Source organism: Yersinia sp. 2545 StPb PI, assembly GCF_052217125.1.
Taxonomy (GTDB): Bacteria; Pseudomonadota; Gammaproteobacteria; order Enterobacterales; family Enterobacteriaceae; genus Yersinia; species Yersinia enterocolitica_E.
The window spans coordinates 3,347,674-3,368,997 of sequence record NZ_JAZGPY010000001.1; the positions used below are offsets into that span (position 1 = coordinate 3,347,674).

Here is a 21,324-nt window from a genome sequence, read left to right on the forward strand (position 1 = left end):
TGGCCCGGAGCGGTTATTCACGCTCTGGGCCTTATTTTGCCTTTTAACCCCATGGTTGAACCGCAAACCTGCTTTTTTAAATGTCAAAATAGTAGCCCCACATCGCTGGGCTGGTATACTGACGCCACCATTTCTGTAACCAGATGATGCCTCGCTTGCAACAACACAAGATCATTTTACGTCAGCTAGGGCTACAACCCTATGCCCCCGTATCTCAAGCTATGCATAATTTCACTGAGTTCCGTACTGACGCCACTCCAGATGAAATCTGGCTGGTTGAGCATCAGCACGTTTTCACTCAAGGTCAGGCGGGAAAAGCCGAACATGTGCTGATGCCCGGTGATATTCCGGTTATCCAAAGTGATAGAGGCGGTCAGGTCACCTATCATGGCCCCGGCCAGCAAGTCATGTATGTCATGATTGACCTCAAGCGTGCCAAAATTGGCGTGCGGCAATTGGTTACCGCGATTGAGAATACCGTGATTCAGACATTGGCTCATTTTGCTATTGACTCACAAGCCCGCCCAGATGCCCCCGGTGTCTATGTCGGCCAGCAGAAAATATGCTCGTTGGGATTACGCATCCGTAGAGGTTGCTCGTTTCACGGGCTGGCCTTGAATATCGATATGGACCTGGAGCCGTTCCAACGCATAAACCCATGCGGTTATGCTGGCATGCAAATGACCCAAGTCAGTGCCTTAAAAACAGGGACAACTGTTGCTGATATCCAGCCAATCTTGGTGCGCGAATTTACCCGCCAATTGGGCTATCCGCAAGCGGAACAGCAGCCATGGTCACTGGCAGACTATTTATCATCTGACGTATCCTAAGTTAGCCAATTGAAATCGTGAATGCCCTGACTCTTTTAAGATAGCCCACGTAATTGGGGGCTGAATAGGATAGGGTAATGATGATATAATTTTTAAACAATTTTCAAAAAATTTTTAACGCAAGCCGTATCACGTTGAATTTAATGAAAAATCTCAAATTGAGAGATTCAGAACTGGAACCTGCACGATTATGAGTAAACCGATTCAGATGGAACGTGGCGTAAAATACCGCGACGCAGATAAAATGGCGTTAATCCCGATTAAAACCGTGGTTACCGAACGTCAGGAACTGTTACGTAAACCCGAATGGATGAAAATCAAGCTACCCGCTGACTCCAGCCGCATTCAGGGTATCAAGGCAGCAATGCGTAAAAACGGTCTGCACTCGGTTTGCGAAGAGGCATCCTGCCCTAACTTGTCAGAGTGCTTCAACCACGGAACGGCGACCTTTATGATCCTCGGCGCAATTTGTACCCGCCGCTGCCCATTCTGTGACGTTGCCCATGGTCGTCCGGTTACACCTGATGCCAATGAGCCAGAAAAGCTGGCTCAAACAATCAAAGATATGGGATTGCGCTATGTGGTTATCACCTCGGTTGACCGTGATGACTTACGCGATGGTGGCGCTCAACATTTTGCAGATTGTATCGCAGCCATTCGAGCCAAAAATCCGACCATAAAAATTGAAACATTGGTGCCTGACTTCCGTGGCCGTATGGATCGCGCGTTAGATATTTTGACTGTCACCCCACCGGATGTGTTTAACCATAATCTGGAAAACGTACCACGGGTGTATCGCCAAGTGCGACCTGGGGCTAACTATGAGTGGTCGCTTAAATTACTTCAGCGCTTTAAAGAGGCTCATCCTGATATTCCGACTAAATCAGGTTTGATGGTTGGCTTGGGGGAAACCAATGCTGAAATCGTTGAGGTTATGCATGATCTGCGCCGCCATGGAGTAACCATGCTGACGCTAGGGCAATATTTGCAACCAAGCCGCCACCATTTACCCGTACAGCGCTACGTCAGCCCGGCTGAGTTTGACGAAATGAAAGCAGAAGCTATGGCAATGGGCTTTACCCACGCTGCTTGTGGCCCGTTTGTTCGCTCTTCTTATCATGCCGATCTGCAAGCAAAAGGGTTGGAAGTAAAATAAATAAATTGGCCTGATGAGACTTTCAGGCCAATTTTATGAAATATTTAGTTACACCTTAAATGCCAGACAAGCAAAAACGGATTTCCACTGGAGATCCGTTTTCTGTTATCAGACATAATAAGTTTGCTGATAATAGCTAAGTTAAAGAATTTTCATCCTGCCGCTTTCACCGGAATACCGGTTATATCGAGCGAGGGCAATCAGTCCTTATGCTCAATTGGCGGTGTTGTTTTGGTTTCAACGGCCGTTTTAGCTTCAGCAACAGGCGTCGCCGCAGGTGCATCATCATTACCCATAGCCTTTTTAAAGCCTTTCAGGGCAGCCCCCAGATCCGCGCCCAACGTGCGCAATTTGCTGGTTCCAAACAACAACACAATCAATATGCCGACTACCAACAATTTGGTAATACTGATACCTTCCATACTCACCTTCTTGATTAGCTCTGTTCATTAAACAATGAATATATCCTTCTTACTGGATATTGCGCCAATGTGAGCACATCTCACGCCCTGAATCACTCACATGAGTCAGAATGGTGGGATTCACTCGCGAGCGACAACGCCAATGACGTTGGATATTGTTAAATAATGGCCTATTTACGAATAAATTACCGATTAAAACAACAGTAATATGTAACAGATTTCGTTAGTGAACTATGATTACTCAGAGTCTATTATCACTTATTTTGACTCATTCCGGATGAGACATTGCCGTTAACATCCCCCCAAAGCAAAAAGAAAGAGGGAGCCGCCAATTGCCTTATTCAAGTAGAATAAACACCCGTCGGTCAGGGTTAAGTTTTGCTAAAAGAACTTATTTACCTCGAGCATTTGGCTTAGGTGTAGGTATGTTTTGTGTAGGCTCAGTGCTCTACACACAGCATTCCCCATTATGGCTATGGCTGATGCTAGCTATTAATGGGTTGATATGGCCACATATTGCATTCTTGCTGGCGTTGCGGTCTGAACAACCGTTTGAGCAAGAAATAATCAACATGAAAATAGACTCTGCGTTGGGTGGCGTCTGGGTGGCAATAATGTCGTTCAATGCTTTGCCATCCATTGTTATTCTATCCATGATGAGTATGAATAATATTGCTTCCGGGGGTAAGAACATTTTTTGCAAAGGTTTAGCCTTGCAAATCTCCTGTAGCTTATTGACCGCATGGATATTTAACTTGCCCTTTGAACCTGAAACTTCCCCCATTCAGGTTTATGCTTGTTTGCCGATGATAATTATCTACCCTTCCCTACTCGGATTAGTAACCTATCGAACTGCCAAGCGTTTGGCCGAAAACAAAGAAGAGCTATTACGTATTAGTGTAAGAGATGGGTTAACTGGTTTGTATAACCGCAGACATTGGGAACACCAGTTACATAATCAATTTGACAGTTGCCGGCGCTATCAGCACGGCGCAACACTCATTTTACTTGATATTGATAACTTCAAAGCCATAAATGACACCTTTGGCCATGCCGTCGGCGATGAAGCCATTACGGTTCTTGCTGAGGAGTTATTATTAGGGCTGCGGGCCATTGATATTGTCGGTCGCTATGGTGGCGACGAGTTCGGTGCTATTTTGCCCAATACCACCGCCGAACAAACCCGCGAAGTATTAACGCGAATTCAAGAAAAACTAGCTGAATTAGCCTTTACGCAAGCCCCCACGCTGCAACTTAGAGTAAGTGCTGGCATTGCTGATTACAGGCACGACATGATTAATTATCAGCAATGGTTGAAAGCGGCTGACTCCGCACTGTACCAGGCAAAAGATAATGGTCGTAATCGTATTGAGCTGGCCAGTTAAAAACTATTCCCAATAGATTTCATGATGTAAAAAGTCAGTGTATTATTGATTCGTAAGCTCTGGAGATGACATTCCTCCATAACCGCCCTTCAAGGCTGATGATGTCTACGTAACCTTTTCATTAAGGTGCGTAGTATTGCGCCTAAGCCTTTCTGAAAAGCCCATTAATAATGACCAACTACCCCGCACGATGGGTATCCATAATGAAAGGTATTTATGTTTAATACATTACTCGCAGTATTTATTGGTGGTGGCGTGGGCAGCGTTGCTCGCTGGCTGGTCAGTATGAAGCTAAACAGCTTATCACCCCATGTCCCCGTGGGAACACTGCTGGTAAACCTGATAGGTGCTTTTATCATTGGTCTGACATTAGCGCTGTTTACCCGCATTGCACATATTGATCCCGTATGGAAGCTTCTGATTACGACAGGTTTTTGTGGTGGTCTAACGACATTTTCCACCTTCTCTGTGGAAGTGGTTTATCTCATTCAGGAAGGTAAGCTGGCATGGGCGGCGGGGACTGTTTTACTTAATCTGGCCGGGTCACTTGCGATGACGATGCTGGCCTTTATATTGGTCAATCACTTCGCGGGGCAATAATAGCGAGTAACTATAAATAGTTTAACTTTCCGGGTAGTCAATTATATTGCCCGGAAACGTGCAAGATAAAGAAAATCACGGGTCGGGTGGTATCGTCTTAATGTTTTCTTAATCTACGAACCGGATAATCATTTGCCAGAGAACAGTTAGCCGATGGTGGTGACTGATGTGCTGGATAACACTATGTTTGGATTACCAAAAAAACGGGCTGAGTGGCTAACAGTTATTTTTTGCCTGGTCATCACCGTGATATTTCTCAAAGCCTATCTGTTCTAACCTTGATGTGTTACTTCTCTCAATTCTACTTTTGTTGATTGTAAAACAACGAGTTGTGTCGTGTCGTTCAACAAAAGCCCTCTTTTTACCTTATTGGTAATACCCATAAAAAACCCGCCTATAGAGGCGGGTTTTAACAAATATGGGCTACTTAGATAGCGATAACATTAGCAGCAGATGGGCCTTTGGCACCGTTCGTGATTTCAAATTCTACACGCTGGCCTTCAGCAAGAGTTTTGAAACCATTGCTAGCGATGGCTGAGAAATGAACGAAAACGTCCTTGCTGCCATCTTCTGGGGTAATGAAGCCGAAACCTTTGGACTCATTGAACCACTTAACGCTACCTTTAATCTTAGACATCAAACTTACCTTTACGTGAATGTTGGACACAAATAGTGTGTCAACTACAGTACAGCAATAGAACCGTTTTTTGTCCACAGCCGAGATCACAAAAAGAAGAGAAAAAGTGAAAAACGCCGTTTTTTGGCTCTGTTTCTAGCACAGAAAACCACATTTTTTTGCTTTTGTAGTTCACCATTATGGCGCTGATAAACGCCTCAGCGAACTGACAGGCTGTATCTGAACGCTATTCACCTGTATTATACTTAGCCATTGGATACGCTAATATGAGACGCATGATGAACGGTAGAATAACAACTTTTTTTGAAGATAAAGGCTTTGGTTTTATCACCGATGAGAACGGAGATAACCGTTATTTTCACGTTATTAAAGTTGCTAATCCCGAGATGATCAAAAAAGGGGCCGAGGTTACCTTTGAGCCAACAACCAATACCAAAGGGTTGTCGGCATTTGCGGTAAAAGTAGCAATCGAGAGTAAATACATATTCATTGCTAACGAGAGAATCAAACTCACCAGCATCAAGTCATTCAATACTTTTACTAAAGAAGTCCCTGCACAGGCCGAGGTAGACAAGGCTAATACTATACTTTCAGTAAATTTACTGATGAACAAAATCCGGCCGCAGGAAGAAGATATTTCAGAAAAAACCGTGCCATTGAAAATGTTATCAATTACGACATTCCAGAATGTAACTTATACGTTTTCTGAACATGAGGTTGATATCGAGAGTACGGTTGCTAAATTGAAGAGTATTTAATACTGATTCTATTTTTCTTGAAACTAGGGGATATCAGCACCCTAAAGCAGCCCCAAATGCCTTTGGGGCTGTCCGGTCTACCCGGAAAGTTAGATGCTGGCATCCCTGCCCGCTAACGCAAGAACATCCCTTTGATATCCTCTGGTGTTGACGCTAGAAATAATAAAAATCAGATTATTTTCATTAACTACTTGAACATAAACATTTTAATCAACTCAACGTCAGTACGAGCACCTAGCTTCTTCATAGCAGAACGTTTTTGTCCGCTAACTGTCTTCTCACTTTTCTTCAAAATTCTGGCGATATCGCCGCCTGAAAAACCTTCATTAAATAGTTTCAACACAATATTTTCATTTGGCGTCAAATATTGCCGCTCTGATGATGCCAGCCCCAACACCTTGGTAACTTTACGTTCGACCAGATTCTCTTTAAGTCCGCGCAGTTTTCGTTTAAATACAGAGGTAATCTTGTTGATTACTGTATCAACCGAATCTTCTCTGAAGATCATGGTTACATTGCTGAACCTAGGAATACCTTGTAAAAAGCTATTCAGTCTGGCATCACAAATCAAAAAAACATCGGCTTCAGAAGGAGCCTTATCCAAACGTTTCAGCGCTTCGAAAAAGCTGAATTCATCAACACCAATAAAAATCACATCTGCTGAATAAAATGCTTTTCGATAGAATTTAATCTCTTTTTTAAAACCTAACGATGCAAATATTTTTTTTACGACAGTTACCATACCCAGTGTTTGATATTTATCGTTATCGACTATCATACAGCTTATCATATTGGCCACACCCGTTAGCGCTTCAGCACCCCATGAATGGTTAACTCATATCTGTTTGCAATGAAATAAATATCATTATAAATCAAATAGATAACACAATATACTTTCCTACTTGTTAGTAGAACATAGGGGAAAGGAGAGCGATATAGGATGTCAACACCGGAGGGTGTAGGAAACGTCTGTTTCTCTGTGGAATATTTCCTTATTTTTTATTTTTGTTTCAGTTTGCCAAACGTGACAGCATTCAGATTGTATGCAAAAATGTAAAAATATTAGTAGTCTGAATAGGAAGGTTCTGATGCAAACCATACACCCTATGAAGCTGCATCTCTCATTTAACCTTATTTTAAGTCAAACTACTTTATGAGAAACGTCGGTTTACATGCCCTAAAAACGTTAAGCTGCTTTTCTGCCGTTACTTTCTACTCTGCAAGTAAAACCTGTACTGACCAGTGTTTTTTAGGCGGCGAAGTAATGAGTGTTCTATACTTTTTATCGATTATTGCTACCCCATTATTTTTCATGATCATCGGTTATATCGACTCTAATGATGAGATAGATCAAAAGGATATCCTCAGTAAATTAAAATCTATAATAACGATTATTATCTTTTGGAACGTCCTTTTCTATTTTATCAATGAGGATGGCTTCAAACGAGGGTATTTCCTACAAAGTTGGCTTTTGTTCAGCATTGCCATTATTTATCTGCTTAACCCGATAATCTCGAAGGTTTTGAAAAGCAACAGAACGGCCATCATAACCCTTTCGTGTCTGGTTATTTTCTCGATTACGATCGATCTGATCAGCGCCTTCACTGAAAGGCCATATTTAATTGATTTCCCACAATATTTTAGATTATGGACTTGGGTTTTCTATTATATAACCGGTAGGTTCCTCTGCTCAAAGATGTGCCAGAAAATAACCAAGTTACCGAGAGTGCGTCTCATCGCTAAAGTGCTGCTGCTGCCAACAGCAATCTCAATGTATTTTTACGAAAGTTTTATGTCGATACATGTATATAAAACAGTGAATGCAGGTTATTTCCTTGATAACTTACACGTTTTAATACTAAGTTTATGTTTATTTGTCATATTTGATAACTTTGACACTAAACACCAATGGATAAAGAAAACATTGGCCTATATCAGCCCCTCAATGATCGGGGTGTATATACTGCATGATGGAATTTTCTATTTCATTGCCAGTGCATATAACTTATCCGACGTCACGCTGAGATTTACGTTACTACTGTCAGTGTTTGCTGCTTCTGTATTATTGTCGCGTATCCTATTACTCAATAAGTACACATCCCGCTTTATCTCATTTTAATTGCTATCGGCTGGCCGACCAAACGTGATAATAGGCCAGCCAGAGCTTTTGATTATGCCTGGTTGTATCTCGTCTTGAGGTCGTTAAGAAGGCAGCAGTGGGGTTGACCGGCTACTGGATTTGAATCACGGTTAGCGTATTGCCAAATACCGCACCGGTATCGATATAAAGCTGATTTTTAAATAGTGAGGGTTTCACCAGCGGTGTATGACCGAAGATAAATTTATCTGCCCCTACAATTTCGTGGTTTTCCCCTTTCATCGATGCGTTAAGACGCTTACGGTTCCAGAGCACTAATTGCTCACTAACAGCTTTGCCGTAGACATATTCATCTGAAGGATAATCAGCATGAGCAACAACATATTTCGCCTGGTCAGTGTTAACCTCAATAATTAAAGGTAATTGTTCTGCCCGCCTAATGAGTTGTTCTACCAGATGTTTATTACTTACATCTAGTAAAAAAAACCATCGCCCACCATTTGCTATCCAAGTGTCAACCTCTCCACCCGCTAACACATCAATTGCCATCTGTTCATGATTACCACGCACCGCATGAAACCAGCGGCTATTAAGCAGTTCGTAACATTCAATATTCTGCAAACCCCGATCAGCCAAGTCTCCGACAGAGACCAGTAAATCAGTCGAACGCTCAAACTGAACACGTTCCAAGGCATCCATCAGTTTTTTATAGCAGCCATGAATATCTCCAACCACGAAGATACGTTGGTATTCGCTGCCGTCTATTTTATGGTACATACCAGGCTCCACAGTCAGTGTATGGCCTGTATTAACCTTAGCTTACTTGAATGTTTTTTGAGCAGTAAATATCTCTATTTTCTGTGGTTCAAGCCGTTACCGCCAACAGGCTGGCACTTATTTCAGTGATTACCAATGAAAGTCTTGAGGAAATGGCGTTGGTTGTAAGAAGTGAGGTAACTGCTCCTTTTAAAGCATCAAGTGTGATCCTCGCCACCAAGCGTAATCACCGATTTGCTTGGTGAGAATGGCATATCATGATCGAATAAGCCGCCCTTAGGCGGCTTATTTAGCATTGAGGCACTGTTACAAAGGCCGGTATATGCCCCTGTAATGCGCTAATCTTTCGTGGAAATAGTCTCGTTCGTCCAACGAAAGGCTGGCCTCAACTTCATCAACATCAATGTTCTTCTTTTGGCTTTCCATAAAAGCAACCGTGGATGCCACAAAGTCCAGGCTGGTATGGCAATATTCAGAAACCAGTTTCTCTAGTGCTGACATTTCACACCCCCTACTTCGCTACCACACAAATATAATTAACACAAATCATCACGCCAATACCGTGAGCAAGATCACTAAAAATGACATGCGCATGTTTACTTCAATTGAAACTATCTATCACTATTTTGGCGGCACAGGTAATACCATACTTAAATAGCATCGCTGGGGTGACAGCGATGCCATCCACAGATCAATTTTTCGCAGGGATCATTTCTCATATTGAACTGCACATCAGTGTCTTTTAAGCTATTTTCCGTTATCTTGTTGGATTAACCTCAAAACAAAAACAGACCACAGAATCGGAGCAGGAATGAGAAAGACAACCATGATTATGATAGCCATTGCACTGGCGGTATTCGCTTATACCTACTTTACCGGGGCGTAGCCATCATCCAACAATGAGACAATTGCCAGAGAGCGATCTCTACATAACATTTTCTGGCACCGCGCGTTATTTATCTCCATTGAATCGAGGTTACATAAGTAAAAAATGCTAAAAGTTATTGCCCAAGATTTTATAAAACCGGAACACATTATCGATGTTATGCCGCTGTATAAACAATTAGTGGCCAGTACAAAGCGTGAACCACTTTGTATATCCTATGACTTATGTATCAACCATAAAGACCCTGGCCATTTTATTTTTGTTGAGGAATGGCCAGATCAAGCCGCTTTAGACATACATTGTGCCACTGCGCATTTCAGAGAATTGGTTCCACAAATCAACCGATACCAAAGAAGCGAGGGCACCTTCATCTTAATGCACTCTTTTGAATAACCCTTACGGGCGGCGAGTTACACTACGAGTTGCTCCTCCTCATGATATTGATTTTGCCACATAGCGGCGTAACGCCCATTGGTCAGTAATAGTGCGTCGTGGCGGCCTCGCTCTACAATTGCGCCGGCATCCAATACAATAATTTCATCCGCATCAATGATTGTTGATAGGCGATGGGCAATCACCAACGTAGTATGGTCGCGACTAACTTCTCGCAGATGAGCCTGAATTTCGCGCTCAGTTTGCGTATCTAACGCACTGGTCGCTTCATCGAATACCAATATTGCGGGGTTTTTGAGAATAGTGCGCGCAATGGCTACCCGCTGTTTTTCGCCACCGGAAAGCTTCAACCCCCGTTCCCCTACCCGCGTATCATACCCATCTGGCAGGCTAGTAATAAATTTATGGATATGTGCCAGTTTTGCCGCGCGTTCTATCTCTGCAAAAGTTGCAGACGTTCTGCCATAAGCGATGTTATAACGCAATGTGTCATTAAACAGCACGGTATCCTGCGGTACAATGCCAATCGCTTCGCGCAAACTTGACTGGGTAACCGCCCGAATATCCTGATTATCAATATAAATCGCGCCGCCCGTCACATCATAAAAACGGAACAATAAACGTGAAAGCGTTGATTTCCCCGCACCGGAGGCCCCCACTACAGCGACTGTTTTACCTGCAGGGATGCTGAAACTCACGTTATCCAGAATAGGTCTGCGAGGGTCATAACCAAAGCTGACCGACTCAAAACGGACTTCACCTTGTGTCAGTTTCAAAGGTAATGCATCTGGTCTATCAGTCACTTCTTTCTTAACCATCAGCAGATCGAGCATATTTTCCATATCAATCAGGGCTTGTCTGATCTCAGAATAGATAAACCCAAAGAAATTAAGTGGTTGATATAACTGAAGCAGATAGGCATTAACTAATACGAAATCACCGATAGTCATGTTGCCCTGCGTGATACCTTGCGCCGCCATCGCCATCATGACGACCAATCCAATTGAGATTATTGCAGTCTGCCCAAGGCTCAATGCAGTAAAACTGAATTGATTTTTGATTGCCGCATGTTCATAGAGTTGCCGTGAGGTGTTGAAACGCTGCGCTTCAAACGCTTCATTACCAAAATATTTCACTGTTTCATAATTGAGCAAGCTGTCGATAGACTTAGTGTTAGCATCGGCATTGGCTTTATTTAGCTCACGCCTGAAGCGGGTTCGCCAACTGACGGCCATAACCGTAAACAAGATATAGCACCCAACCGTCACCAAAATCGCGATAGCAAACCAGCCATCTAATAGATGCCACATGATCAACGAAACCAGTGTTATTTCAAACAAAATTGGGAAGATAGAAAACAGCAAGCGCGAAAGTACAGTAGCAACGGCTTGAGTTCCTCGCTCAATTGACAGTGATAAACCACCGGTTTGTCGGTCCAGATGAAAGCGCAAACTTAGCTCATGCAATTGTTTAAATACACGTAAGCCGAGTAACCGAGTCGCATTCTGGCTAACATGTACAAACATCACGTTCCGCAGTTCCTCAAATAAGGAGGCGCTAATTCTGGCGATGCCGTATGCAATAATGAAACCAATTGGAATAGCCAGCATCTTGGCGTTCTCACTGCTTAATGTATCAACCATTGCCTTATAGGCCAGTGGGACCAGAGTGGTACTGACCTTGGAAACCACCATAAATATCACCGCAGCAACCAAATAATAGCGAAGCTTAGGGTTATTTTTAGGCCACAGATAAGGCAGCAGGAACTTTAGTAAGCGTGAACGATCCATATTTATCTATTTGTCATCTCAGGTGAAATAGTTGTATTTATTTTTTTATATTCTGCCACGTATAAGTGGAATGGCCTAATGAGGCTATCAATATCTTGTCGCCGTAAAATTTAGCGACCTATGCTGAGTTGTCCTGCCCCTAGGATGATAGGGAATCAATGGGGGGACTCACTTCACTTGCCCCTCTTTTTTTGATTAACAGACGAGTCTTATAAATCATAAATATTTGTGCACTATAATTAATGCAAATTTACTTAATTTGAGGTTATCTGATGGTGTGGCTGGAACAAAGGCTGTATCTAAGAGTCAGTGAAATGGACAATGGGCCAAGGCCACTACCACTTCAGAGCGGCTTTAATGAAACATCTGCCTATCGAGCATTAGGTCTATTCAATCCATCAGAAACCTCAGATGCTTACTATATATTGTCTAATGACCGCGATGAGATATGGTTTATCTGTAATCGCCATTTACGAACAGTGGCGTTATCCCCACATCCTGAAGATTTTAGAAGACCACTTTCCTCATTCATTGATATGCCTGCGTAAGTACCCTGTTGAGCAACGGTAAAGCAGATGAAACTCATCAATAGTTAGCGAGTTGCGCAACCGCGCGCCTCTTGTTTCTGTGCAGTGATAAATTATGCTCATTATAACAAAGGGTCCATCGCCCTTATTCATTCATTTTTTTTGAACAAGATGAACAATTCTCTTTAGTATTCAAATTCTGTGATCGGAGTAACATTATTCCTATCGAAAGCAACCCGCTTTCACATACACAAATAGAAGAGAATTTATTATGAAAACTACCATCGCAGCAATCGCACTTATCGCAGCAATCCTGGCACCAACTGTTTCAATGGCAAATATCGGCGACAGTGATAGCTATAAAGGGACCTACTCTATCAGCCAGGGCCAGAATACTACCACCACTGATCAGACAGCCAAAAACTAAGACAAAATAATAGCATAAAGTCCCACTTAGATTAAGTGGGGCTATTTATTAATGCCTTTACATTTATCCCTGTAGTATTAAACATCCCCTCAGCCATCCGTAATTTATTTTATTATCATTAAATTATTTCTTATCTTATTCCCCTTCAAATCAAATTAACTTTATAAAAAATCGCCAATAAAAGATCGGTTATAGCCATAAAAATGCCCCGGCTTGGTTAATCGTTTGGTTTGTATACAAGGTGGGAAAATCACTGCGGCCTCCGAATCTCATCATGATATTCGCATTCGGAAGCCACTCTTGATTGCATTTTTATTCGTCGAAGAACCAGTAACCCTGATTAATCAATTCGGTTAACTCAGCCATGAAAGCTGGGTTATTTAGTGCCTCACCTAGCTCTTTCTTGCCAATCATGGTGTAACGACACAGTGCGTCAGCAGCTTTAGCATCGGTCGTTTCCAGCCGTTCACTGTTGATAAAGAAACTGTCGCCAACTTGCAGAACACGTAAGCCACTCAGGCGCGTCAAGATCTGACCATCCATCAAAGCACCCACAATTTCATCCTGCTCGTAGGGTGGTTGCGCGGCAGAGATATCCAACTCATGGCGCGGCGTGGTAGCAAAGCGGCCGAACCACTGCTTAAAATCTTCCGGCTGATTAATCATATCAACCATCATCTGGCGCAAGCGATCAAGCTCGTGTTCCTCAACCCGCCCCGGATGTTCCCGGCAGGTTAAATCAGGATCACTGTAGTGCTCACCGCCGAGATCTTTCTCCAGCGCATAGTCAGCAAAACTACTGATCAGATCCCTGCCATTCGGCCCGCGAAATCCGACAGAGTAATTGAGCGCCGTCTCATGGGTGAAACCGTCGTGCGGAAAGCCCGGCGGGATATATAAAATGTCACCCGGTTCGAGGTCTTCATCAATGATTGGTGTGAAAGGCTCAACGTGGAGCAGCGCCGGATGTGGGCAAAACTGCTTCAATGGTAATTTGTCACCCACGCGCCAGCGGCGGCTGCCCATCCCCTGAATGATAAAGACGTCGTATTGGTCGATATGCGGTCCAACACCCCCACCCGGTACGGAAAAAGAGATCATCAGATCGTCTAAACGCCAGTCCGGCAGCACGCGAAATGGGCGCACCAGTTCGGCAGACGGAGCATGCCAGTGGTTAACTGCCTGAGCCAACAACGACCATCCGGTCTCACCCAGATTATCAAAATGCTCAAACGGCCCATTACTGGCCTGCCACTGACCATTACTATGGCTGACTAGGCGGCTATCTACCTCCGCTTCCATCGCCAAACCCGCCAGTTCGTCTGGCGTAATAGGATCAATGAAGTTAGGGAAGGCATTTTTTAATATAACAGGTTGTTTTTGCCAGTATTTCTCTAAAAATTCGGGCCAATTAAGATTAAGTTGATAAGCCATGCTTTAACACCAGTGAGAAGACAAACGGCCCTGATTATAAAGTGGCTGCCCCATAGGCCGCCTTGTCATTGGTCAAGGCTATGTCGAGCGCATCAGCAAATAAGTCTATCCCCCCTCGCAAGATGGGGGGATAACGAACCCTTTCTACATATCGACAGGAATAGTGGTCGGTCTTATTACAATGCGTTAAATCGTGTTTCCACCTCGGTTATGGCGTCTACCCGTGTTTGATGTCGCCCCCCTTCAAATTCTGCATCAAGCCAGGCATCCACAATCATCTTAGCCAGTTCCAACCCTACGACCCTAGAGCCAAAAGCCAGTACATTAGTATTATTATGTTGTCGGGAAAGCTGTGCCGAATAAGGTTCGCTGCACACTACCGCGCGGATACCGGGATGTTTATTTGCCGTAATCGAGATGCCTACGCCCGTACCACAAATCAAGACGCCACCATCAACTTCCCCAGCCGTCACCGCCTCAGCAACTTCATTGGCATAACGTGGATAATCCGTACGTTCTGTAGACCACCAACCTTTGTCAATCACCTTGATGCCACGCGTTTGTAAGTGAGCAACAATATCCGCTTTCAGAATAAATCCAACATGATCGCAACCCAGAGCAATACTTTTCATTGAATAACCTCTCATTCGTCAGTAAGCCAAACTTCACAAATTTCATTTTTATGTGAGCTAAAACGATACTTTTAGTTAAAAACCCCGACAATGGCGCGCAGCAATGTGTCCATTTTACGCACAATAATCATCGAATTTAAATAACTTGTGTAGTAACCATAAAGAACATCCCGTTAAATAACCTCCACGCAATACACACAACCAATTGATTTTAATTATAATAAATTGATTTATAATATTTAACCCCGCCAATGAGAAACTACACAAACCATAGTTACTTTATAAATTATCAAATTCTGTGAAGTTGATTGCATATTTCGTCAACACATTGTGGTGATATAGTGACGTCTTCAATTTTTGGACATGGGACCGAGATGAGTCAGTCAGAGTTTGATCAAGGTATTCCTAACGGGATCGGTATCGCCCCCTACCTACGAATGAAGCAGGAGGGGATGACGGAAAATGAAAGCCGTATTGTTGAATGGTTTCTTACACCTGGGAACTTGAGTGCCGCACCGGCGATTAAGGATGTTGCCGAGACCCTCATGGTGTCGGAAGCAATGATTGTTAAAGTTTCAAAACTGCTGGGTTTTAGTGGCTTTCGCAATCTGCGCAGTACGTTGATTGATTACTTCTCGCAGTCTGAACAGGTGTTACCGGCTGAGTTATCGTTTGATGAAGCGCCAGAGGATGTGGTTAATAAGGTATTTAACATCACCCTGCGCACGATTATGGAAGGGCAATCGATCGTTAACGTCGATGAAATCCACCGTGCTGCACGCTTTTTCTATGGTGCCAGACAGCGTGATTTATACGGCGTGGGTGGCTCGAATTCGATTTGTGCCGATATCGCGCATAAACTACTGCGTATAGGCGTGCGTTGCCAGGCTTACCAAGACGCACACATTATGATGATGTCCGCTGCATTACTGAAAGAAGGTGATGTGGTGCTGGTAGTGTCCCATTCCGGGCGCACCAGTGATTTAAAAGCCGCTGTAGAATTGGCAAAGAAGAATGGAGCGAAGATTATATGTATTACTCATAGCTATCACTCCCCTATTGCCAAACTGGCTGATTTTATTATTTGTTCGCCAGCACCAGAGACCCCTTTATTAGGGCGAAACGCCTCAGCGCGTATATTACAACTCACATTATTAGATGCATTTTTTGTTTCTGTAGCACAACAAGATATTGAACGAGCCACGATTAATCTGGAAAAAACCGGCGCTATTGTCGACTTTTTCCGGCGAGATAAATAATAGTAATAAAAAACCGGCATGTCTCTATTTTAAGACATGCCGGAACTCTCTCCCTACAATGAGAAATGAGCCATGAATAAACTTCTAAAACTCTTTAGTGGTGCAGCCATAGGTATGATGTTATCCACCAGTGCGTTCGCTGCCGCAGAGTATGCGGTTATTTTAAAAACGCTCTCTAATCCTTTTTGGGTGGATATGAAAAAAGGAATTGAAGAGGAGGCAAAAGTATTAGGTGTCAGTGTAGATATATTTGCGTCCCCCTCTGAAGGTGACTTTCAGTCTCAACTGCAATTATTCGAAGATCTGAGTAATAAGAATTACAAAGGTATAGCCTTTGCGCCACTGTCTTCAGTTAACCTGGTTATGCCTGTGGCTCGTGCCTGGCAAAAAGGAATTTATCTGGTCAATCTCGACGAGAAAATTGATATGGATAATCTGAAAAAAGCTAAAGGCAATGTCGAGGCCTTTGTCACGACCGACAATAATGCGGTAGGTGCCAAAGGAGCGGCTTTTATTATTGATAAATTAGGCACTACCGGTGGTGAAGTCGCTATTATCGAAGGTAAAGCGGGTAACGCTTCTGGTGAAGCACGCCGTGCGGGAGCAACGGAAGCATTTAAGCAAGCCAGCCAAATCAAATTAGTTGCCAGCCAGCCTGCTGATTGGGATCGTATTAAAGCGCTAGATGTCGCCACCAATGTTTTGCAGCGCAACCCCAATCTGAAAGCTATCTATTGTGCCAATGACACCATGGCGATGGGGGCAGCACAGGCAGTCGCCAATGCAGGTAAAGTTGGCAAGATTCTGGTTGTCGGCACCGACGGAATACCCGAAGCACGTAAGATGGTAGATGCCGGGCAAATGACCGCCACGGTTGCACAAAACCCAGCGAATATCGGTGCTACCGGGTTGAAGCTGCTGGTGGAAGCGGTTCAACGGGGGAAAGTGATCCCATTGGATAAACAGCCGCAGTTTACGCTAGTGGATTCTGTACTGGTCACCAAATAGCATTATAGCCGTACCCACCCGGCTAATATCCGATTAAAGAGCAGAGCCACTCACTCGGTTTTCCTCTTACGGGTTAGGTCGGGTAAGGGTAGATTTCGGTAGGAATAAAAAACTAAGGTGATTATATGGTCACGCCTTATATCTCTATGGCGGGGATCGGCAAATCCTTTGGGCCGGTTCATGCCTTAAAGTCCGTTGATTTAACTGTTTTCACACATGAAATTCATGCGTTATTAGGTGAGAATGGCGCAGGTAAATCAACGTTAATGAAAGTATTGTCAGGTATTCACTCTCCAACGAGTGGCTCAATAACTATTAATGATATTAATTACGACAAACTGGACCATAAACAGGCAGCGCAATTAGGTATCGGAATCATTTATCAGGAACTTAGTGTTATTGATGAATTGACAGTATTAGAAAATCTTTATATTGGCCGTCACCTGACGAAAAAAGTCTGCGGTATAAACATTGTAGACTGGAGAAAAATGCGTATCCAGGCAGCAATAATGTTATTGCGCGTGGGTTTAAAAGTCAGCCTTGATGAAAAAGTGGCTAATTTATCTATCAGTCATAAACAGATGTTGGAAATTGCTAAAACATTAATGCTCGATGCTAAAGTTATTATTATGGATGAGCCAACCTCATCACTAACTAATAAAGAGGTGGATTATCTCTTCTTAATTATGAATCAGTTGCGCAAGGAGGGCACAGCCATTGTTTATATCTCTCATAAACTGAATGAGATCCGCCGTATTTGCGATCGCTATACAGTAATGAAAGATGGTAGCAGTGTGTGTAGCGGCATGATTCAGGATGTCACTAACGACGATATTGTGCGCTTGATGGTCGGGCGCGAATTACAAAACCGCTTTATTGCCTTCAAAGAAAATACCGGCAACGTAGTACGCGACACGGTGTTTGAGGTGAAAAACCTGACCAGTCGCGATAAGAAAAAAGTCCGCGATATTTCATTTGCTGTCAACCGGGGCGAGATCTTCGGGTTTGCCGGTTTGGTGGGTTCTGGCCGCACCGAATTAATGAATTGCCTGTTTGGTGTCGACAAAACCAGCCATGGCGAAGTCTGGCTGAATGGCAAAAATATCACCCCCCGCTCCCCGCTGGATGCACTGAAAAAAGGCATGGGCTATATCACTGAAAGCCGGCGTGAAAACGGTTTTTTCGGCAATTTCTCTATCGCTGAAAACATGGCTATCAGCCATAGCTTAAAAGAAGGGGGTTACAAAGGTGCAATGGGGTTGGTTAAGCCACAGCTTGAGCAGGAAATTGCCGAAGAACAACGAAGCCTACTGGCACTAAAGTGCCATTCGGTGTCGCAAAACATCACAGAACTGTCTGGCGGGAATCAGCAAAAAGTATTGATTTCTAAATGGTTATGCTGTCATCCCGACGTGATTATTTTTGATGAACCCACCCGAGGCATTGATGTGGGTGCTAAAGCCGAGATCTATAAAGTGATGCGCACCCTTGCGGATGAGGGGAAAGTCATTCTGATGGTCTCCTCTGAGCTTCCCGAAATTATTACCGTTTGCGACCGTATTGCGGTGTTTTGTGAAGGACGATTGACGCAAATCCTGACCAACCGCGATGACATCAGCGAAGAGGAGATTATGGCATGGGCATTACCACAAGAGTGAAATCGGATACGGCTGGGAAAAAGCAGTTTAACTTCGCCGCTTTTTGGGATAAATACGGCACTTTTTTCATTCTGGCGATCATTGTGGCTATCTTTGGCTCTATTTCGTCGGAGTATTTCCTTACTACCAATAACATCACGCAAATATTCGTCCAAAGCTCGGTCACCGTATTAATTGGGATGGGGGAGTTCTTTGCCATTTTAGTGGCGGGGATAGACTTGTCTGTTGGTGCGATTCTGGCGCTGTCTGGCATGGTTACCGCAAAATTGATGCTGGCTGGGGTCGATCCAATATTCGCAGCACTGATTGGTGGTGTGCTGGTAGGTGGCGCGCTGGGGGCCATCAATGGCTGTCTGGTCAACTGGACCGGCCTGCACCCTTTCATCATCACTCTTGGCACCAATGCCATTTTTCGCGGTATCACCTTGGTGATTTCTGATGCCAACTCGGTGTATGGCTTCTCGTTTGAGTTTGTAAATTTCTTTGCTGCCAGTGTGTTAGGCATTCCGGTACCGGTGTTATTCGCCCTGTTTATCGCCATAGTGCTTTGGTTTCTGACCACCCGTACACGCCTTGGTCGCAATATCTACGCCTTGGGCGGCAATAAAAACTCAGCTTTCTATTCCGGCATCGATGTGAAATTTCACATGCTAGTCGTGTTTATCATCTCGGGTATTTGTGCCGGTCTTGCTGGCGTGGTTTCGACAGCCCGCCTTGGCGCGGCTGAACCGCTGGCCGGGATGGGGTTTGAAACCTATGCCATCGCCAGTGCCATTATTGGTGGTACCAGCTTCTTTGGGGGCAAGGGGCGCATCTTTTCTGTGGTTATTGGTGGCCTGATTATAGGCACCATCAATAACGGTCTAAATATTCTCCAAGTACAAACCTATTACCAACTGGTGGTGATGGGCGGCCTGATTATTGCCGCTGTCGCCCTCGACCGACTTATCAGTAAGTAAGGACTCGATAATGAAGATATCTCCCTCCCTGATGTGTATGGATTTGCTGAAATTTAAAGAGCAAATTGAATTTATTGACCAAAATGCGGACTATTTTCACATCGACATTATGGATGGCCATTTTGTGCCTAACCTGACACTGTCCCCCTTTTTCGTCAGCCAAGTGAAACGTATCGCCAACAAACCACTGGACTGCCACTTAATGGTGACGCGCCCACAGGATTACATTGCTCCTTTGGCAAAAGCGGGCGCAGACTTTATCACGCTGCACCCAGAAACCCTCAACGGGCAAGCATTTCGCTTGATCGAGGAGATCCGCAGTTTAGGGATGAAAGTCGGCCTGATCCTCAATCCAGAAACACCGGTCGATAGCATGAAATATTACATTCATAAAGCAGATAAAATAACCGTCATGACGGTGGACCCTGGCTTTGCCGGACAGCCATTTATCCCTGAAATGTTAGATAAAATTGTTGAACTGAAAGCCTGGCGTGAAAAAAACCAGCTTAATTATGAAATTGAAATTGATGGTTCTTGTAATCAGGCAACTTACCAACGTCTGATTGAGGCTGGGGCCGATGTGCTAATTGTTGGCTCTTCTGGGCTGTTCAATCATGCCTCTGATATCGATAAAGCCTGGGCGCTGATGTCGCAACAAATCATTCATGCCAAGAGTGAGGTGTTACAGCATGCCTAAATATGACGTGGTGATCGGGGTCGATATGGGGGCGACCCATATCCGCTTTTGTTTACTCAAGCGCGATGGTGTGATGCTTCATTGTGAGAAGTTACGTACCGCTGATGTCATTGCCTCGGGGTTAGTTGCTGGATTAAGCGCCCGACTGCATCAATATCTTGAACGTTATAATGCATGCTGCCAAGGGCTGGTCATGGGGTTCCCGGCACTGGTAGAGAACGACAAAAAGAGCATTATTTCCACGCCAAATTTACCGTTAACCTCGACTGACCTGGCGGGGCTGGCCGATAAGCTGAGTGCGGCGCTACACTGCCCGGTTCAATTCGAGCGTGATGTTAATATGCAACTCTCCTATGACGTACATGAACATCAACTTGAGCAGCAATTGGTGCTCGGTGCTTATCTTGGTACCGGCATGGGGTTTGCTATCTGGATGAATGGCGCCCCCTGGACTGGAGCACACGGCGTAGCAGGTGAATTGGGGCATATCCCCATGGGAGATGATGAAAAGCAGTGTGGATGCGGCAATTACGGCTGTTTGGAAACCACCTGCTCCGGTTTGGCATTACGCCGATGGTATGACAGCACGCCGCGCGAATTTGAGCTAAGTGAACTGTTTCTCTATGCCGCTGGGCAGCCATTTATTGTGCAGTTTATGCAACGGACGGCAAAAGCTATTGCCACCAGCATTAACCTGTTTGATCCCCATGCGATAGTGCTCGGCGGAGGGGTGATGGATATGCCGGGTTTCCCACTAGAAGCATTGATCCGGCAAATACGAACTTATTTGCGCCGCCCGCTTTCCCATGACGTAGTGCGCTTCGTGCAAGCTTCATCGTCAGCATTTAACGGTGCCAGCGGCGCTGCGACAATAGCCAGTAAACAGTGGTTTATTTGACTGAACCCACGTGTTCTTAAACGATGTCCTCTGCACCAGATATCGGCATATTGAGTCGCATGCTGATTATCTGCCCCGCAGCAGACCGGATTT

The 21,324-nt window shown here is 44.3% G+C and carries 23 protein-coding genes and 1 riboswitch; of the genes, 15 read left to right on the plus strand and 8 right to left on the minus strand.

The window, feature by feature from the left end; all coding sequences use genetic code 11:
* Positions 1–143: 143 nt before the first annotated feature.
* Both lipB and lipA read left to right on the plus strand, forming a co-directional pair.
* Positions 144–830 (plus strand): lipoyl(octanoyl) transferase LipB, encoded by a 687-nt coding sequence (gene lipB / locus V1955_RS15645; RefSeq protein ID WP_083159684.1) that lies wholly within the window; start codon positions 144–146, stop codon positions 828–830.
* 190 nt (positions 831–1,020) lie between these two features.
* Complete coding sequence (gene lipA, locus V1955_RS15650) at positions 1,021–1,986, plus strand: lipoyl synthase (protein ID WP_442821124.1); 966 nt, start codon at positions 1,021–1,023, stop codon at positions 1,984–1,986.
* Between the two features lie 200 nt (positions 1,987–2,186).
* Here the strand turns inward: lipA and tatA are convergent, their stop codons facing one another.
* Positions 2,187–2,408, minus strand: a complete 222-nt coding sequence (gene tatA / locus V1955_RS15655; RefSeq protein WP_372568854.1) for a Sec-independent protein translocase subunit TatA — start codon at positions 2,406–2,408, stop codon at positions 2,187–2,189.
* Positions 2,409–2,740: 332 nt separating this feature from the next.
* Here tatA and V1955_RS15660 point away from each other — a divergent pair, with 332 nt between their 5' ends.
* Both V1955_RS15660 and crcB read left to right on the plus strand, forming a co-directional pair.
* Complete coding sequence (locus V1955_RS15660; protein WP_083159690.1) at positions 2,741–3,793, plus strand: diguanylate cyclase; 1,053 nt, start codon at positions 2,741–2,743, stop codon at positions 3,791–3,793.
* 52 nt (positions 3,794–3,845) lie between these two features.
* Positions 3,846–3,908: riboswitch (Fluoride riboswitch) on the plus strand.
* Positions 3,909–4,009: 101 nt separating this feature from the next.
* On the plus strand, positions 4,010–4,393 hold the full coding sequence (gene crcB / locus V1955_RS15665; protein ID WP_083159692.1) for a fluoride efflux transporter CrcB: 384 nt from the start codon (positions 4,010–4,012) through the stop codon (positions 4,391–4,393).
* A 427-nt stretch (positions 4,394–4,820) separates the two neighbouring features.
* Here the strand turns inward: crcB and cspE are convergent, their stop codons facing one another.
* Positions 4,821–5,030, minus strand: a complete 210-nt coding sequence (cspE, locus tag V1955_RS15670) for a transcription antiterminator/RNA stability regulator CspE (protein ID WP_002210315.1) — start codon at positions 5,028–5,030, stop codon at positions 4,821–4,823.
* Between the two features lie 278 nt (positions 5,031–5,308).
* Here cspE and V1955_RS15675 point away from each other — a divergent pair, with 278 nt between their 5' ends.
* Positions 5,309–5,788, plus strand: a complete 480-nt coding sequence (locus tag V1955_RS15675) for a cold-shock protein (protein WP_083159694.1) — start codon at positions 5,309–5,311, stop codon at positions 5,786–5,788.
* Positions 5,789–5,975: 187 nt separating this feature from the next.
* On the opposite strand, the gene V1955_RS15680 is transcribed toward V1955_RS15675, so the two are convergent.
* Complete coding sequence (locus V1955_RS15680; RefSeq protein ID WP_102970450.1) at positions 5,976–6,566, minus strand: helix-turn-helix transcriptional regulator; 591 nt, start codon at positions 6,564–6,566, stop codon at positions 5,976–5,978.
* Positions 6,567–6,941: 375 nt separating this feature from the next.
* Here V1955_RS15680 and V1955_RS15685 point away from each other — a divergent pair, with 375 nt between their 5' ends.
* The gene (locus tag V1955_RS15685; protein ID WP_083159698.1) at positions 6,942–7,907 is read left to right on the plus strand and encodes an acyltransferase; all 966 of its coding nucleotides are present in this window, start codon (positions 6,942–6,944) and stop codon (positions 7,905–7,907) included.
* Between the two features lie 111 nt (positions 7,908–8,018).
* On the opposite strand, the gene V1955_RS15690 is transcribed toward V1955_RS15685, so the two are convergent.
* On the minus strand, positions 8,019–8,663 hold the full coding sequence (locus tag V1955_RS15690; RefSeq protein WP_083159700.1) for a metallophosphoesterase: 645 nt from the start codon (positions 8,661–8,663) through the stop codon (positions 8,019–8,021).
* 306 nt (positions 8,664–8,969) lie between these two features.
* On the minus strand, positions 8,970–9,164 hold the full coding sequence (locus V1955_RS15695; RefSeq protein ID WP_083159702.1) for a glycogen synthase: 195 nt from the start codon (positions 9,162–9,164) through the stop codon (positions 8,970–8,972).
* A 490-nt stretch (positions 9,165–9,654) separates the two neighbouring features.
* Between V1955_RS15695 and V1955_RS15700 the strand changes: the two genes are divergently transcribed.
* A complete protein-coding gene (locus tag V1955_RS15700; RefSeq protein WP_083159704.1) occupies positions 9,655–9,942 on the plus strand; it encodes a putative quinol monooxygenase in 288 nt (95 codons plus the stop codon).
* A 17-nt stretch (positions 9,943–9,959) separates the two neighbouring features.
* Here V1955_RS15700 and V1955_RS15705 read toward each other — a convergent pair whose 3' ends face one another.
* Positions 9,960–11,732, minus strand: a complete 1,773-nt coding sequence (locus V1955_RS15705; protein WP_083159706.1) for an ABCB family ABC transporter ATP-binding protein/permease — start codon at positions 11,730–11,732, stop codon at positions 9,960–9,962.
* Positions 11,733–12,004: 272 nt separating this feature from the next.
* Here V1955_RS15705 and V1955_RS15710 point away from each other — a divergent pair, with 272 nt between their 5' ends.
* Both V1955_RS15710 and V1955_RS15715 read left to right on the plus strand, forming a co-directional pair.
* Positions 12,005–12,280, plus strand: coding sequence for a hypothetical protein (locus V1955_RS15710; RefSeq protein ID WP_442821125.1), 276 nt, complete (start codon positions 12,005–12,007; stop codon positions 12,278–12,280).
* Positions 12,281–12,530: 250 nt separating this feature from the next.
* Positions 12,531–12,686 (plus strand): hypothetical protein, encoded by a 156-nt coding sequence (locus V1955_RS15715; protein ID WP_193784700.1) that lies wholly within the window; start codon positions 12,531–12,533, stop codon positions 12,684–12,686.
* A gap of 312 nt (positions 12,687–12,998) precedes the next feature.
* On the opposite strand, the gene V1955_RS15720 is transcribed toward V1955_RS15715, so the two are convergent.
* Together V1955_RS15720 and rpiB are read right to left on the minus strand one after the other, a co-directional pair.
* On the minus strand, positions 12,999–14,120 hold the full coding sequence (locus V1955_RS15720) for a ribosomal protein uL16 3-hydroxylase (protein ID WP_083159711.1): 1,122 nt from the start codon (positions 14,118–14,120) through the stop codon (positions 12,999–13,001).
* A gap of 176 nt (positions 14,121–14,296) precedes the next feature.
* The gene (gene rpiB / locus V1955_RS15725; protein WP_050286045.1) at positions 14,297–14,752 is read right to left on the minus strand and encodes a bifunctional allose-6-phosphate isomerase/ribose-5-phosphate isomerase RpiB; all 456 of its coding nucleotides are present in this window, start codon (positions 14,750–14,752) and stop codon (positions 14,297–14,299) included.
* A 374-nt stretch (positions 14,753–15,126) separates the two neighbouring features.
* On the opposite strand from rpiB, the gene V1955_RS15730 reads away from it, so the two are divergent.
* From V1955_RS15730 to alsK, 6 genes are all read left to right on the plus strand, one after another.
* Positions 15,127–16,011, plus strand: a complete 885-nt coding sequence (locus V1955_RS15730; RefSeq protein WP_083159713.1) for a MurR/RpiR family transcriptional regulator — start codon at positions 15,127–15,129, stop codon at positions 16,009–16,011.
* Positions 16,012–16,083: 72 nt separating this feature from the next.
* Complete coding sequence (gene alsB, locus V1955_RS15735; protein ID WP_050081748.1) at positions 16,084–17,019, plus strand: D-allose transporter substrate-binding protein; 936 nt, start codon at positions 16,084–16,086, stop codon at positions 17,017–17,019.
* Positions 17,020–17,144: 125 nt separating this feature from the next.
* Positions 17,145–18,677 (plus strand): D-allose ABC transporter ATP-binding protein AlsA, encoded by a 1,533-nt coding sequence (gene alsA, locus V1955_RS15740; protein ID WP_372568852.1) that lies wholly within the window; start codon positions 17,145–17,147, stop codon positions 18,675–18,677.
* Positions 18,656–19,636, plus strand: a complete 981-nt coding sequence (alsC, locus tag V1955_RS15745; RefSeq protein WP_442821126.1) for a D-allose ABC transporter permease — start codon at positions 18,656–18,658, stop codon at positions 19,634–19,636. The genes alsA and alsC overlap by 22 nt, the downstream gene beginning before the upstream one ends.
* A 10-nt stretch (positions 19,637–19,646) precedes the next feature.
* On the plus strand, positions 19,647–20,333 hold the full coding sequence (gene alsE / locus V1955_RS15750; protein ID WP_083159717.1) for a D-allulose 6-phosphate 3-epimerase: 687 nt from the start codon (positions 19,647–19,649) through the stop codon (positions 20,331–20,333).
* Positions 20,326–21,231, plus strand: a complete 906-nt coding sequence (gene alsK, locus V1955_RS15755; RefSeq protein WP_442821127.1) for an allose kinase — start codon at positions 20,326–20,328, stop codon at positions 21,229–21,231. Before alsE ends, alsK begins: the two co-directional genes overlap by 8 nt.
* Positions 21,232–21,324: the final 93 nt, after the last annotated feature.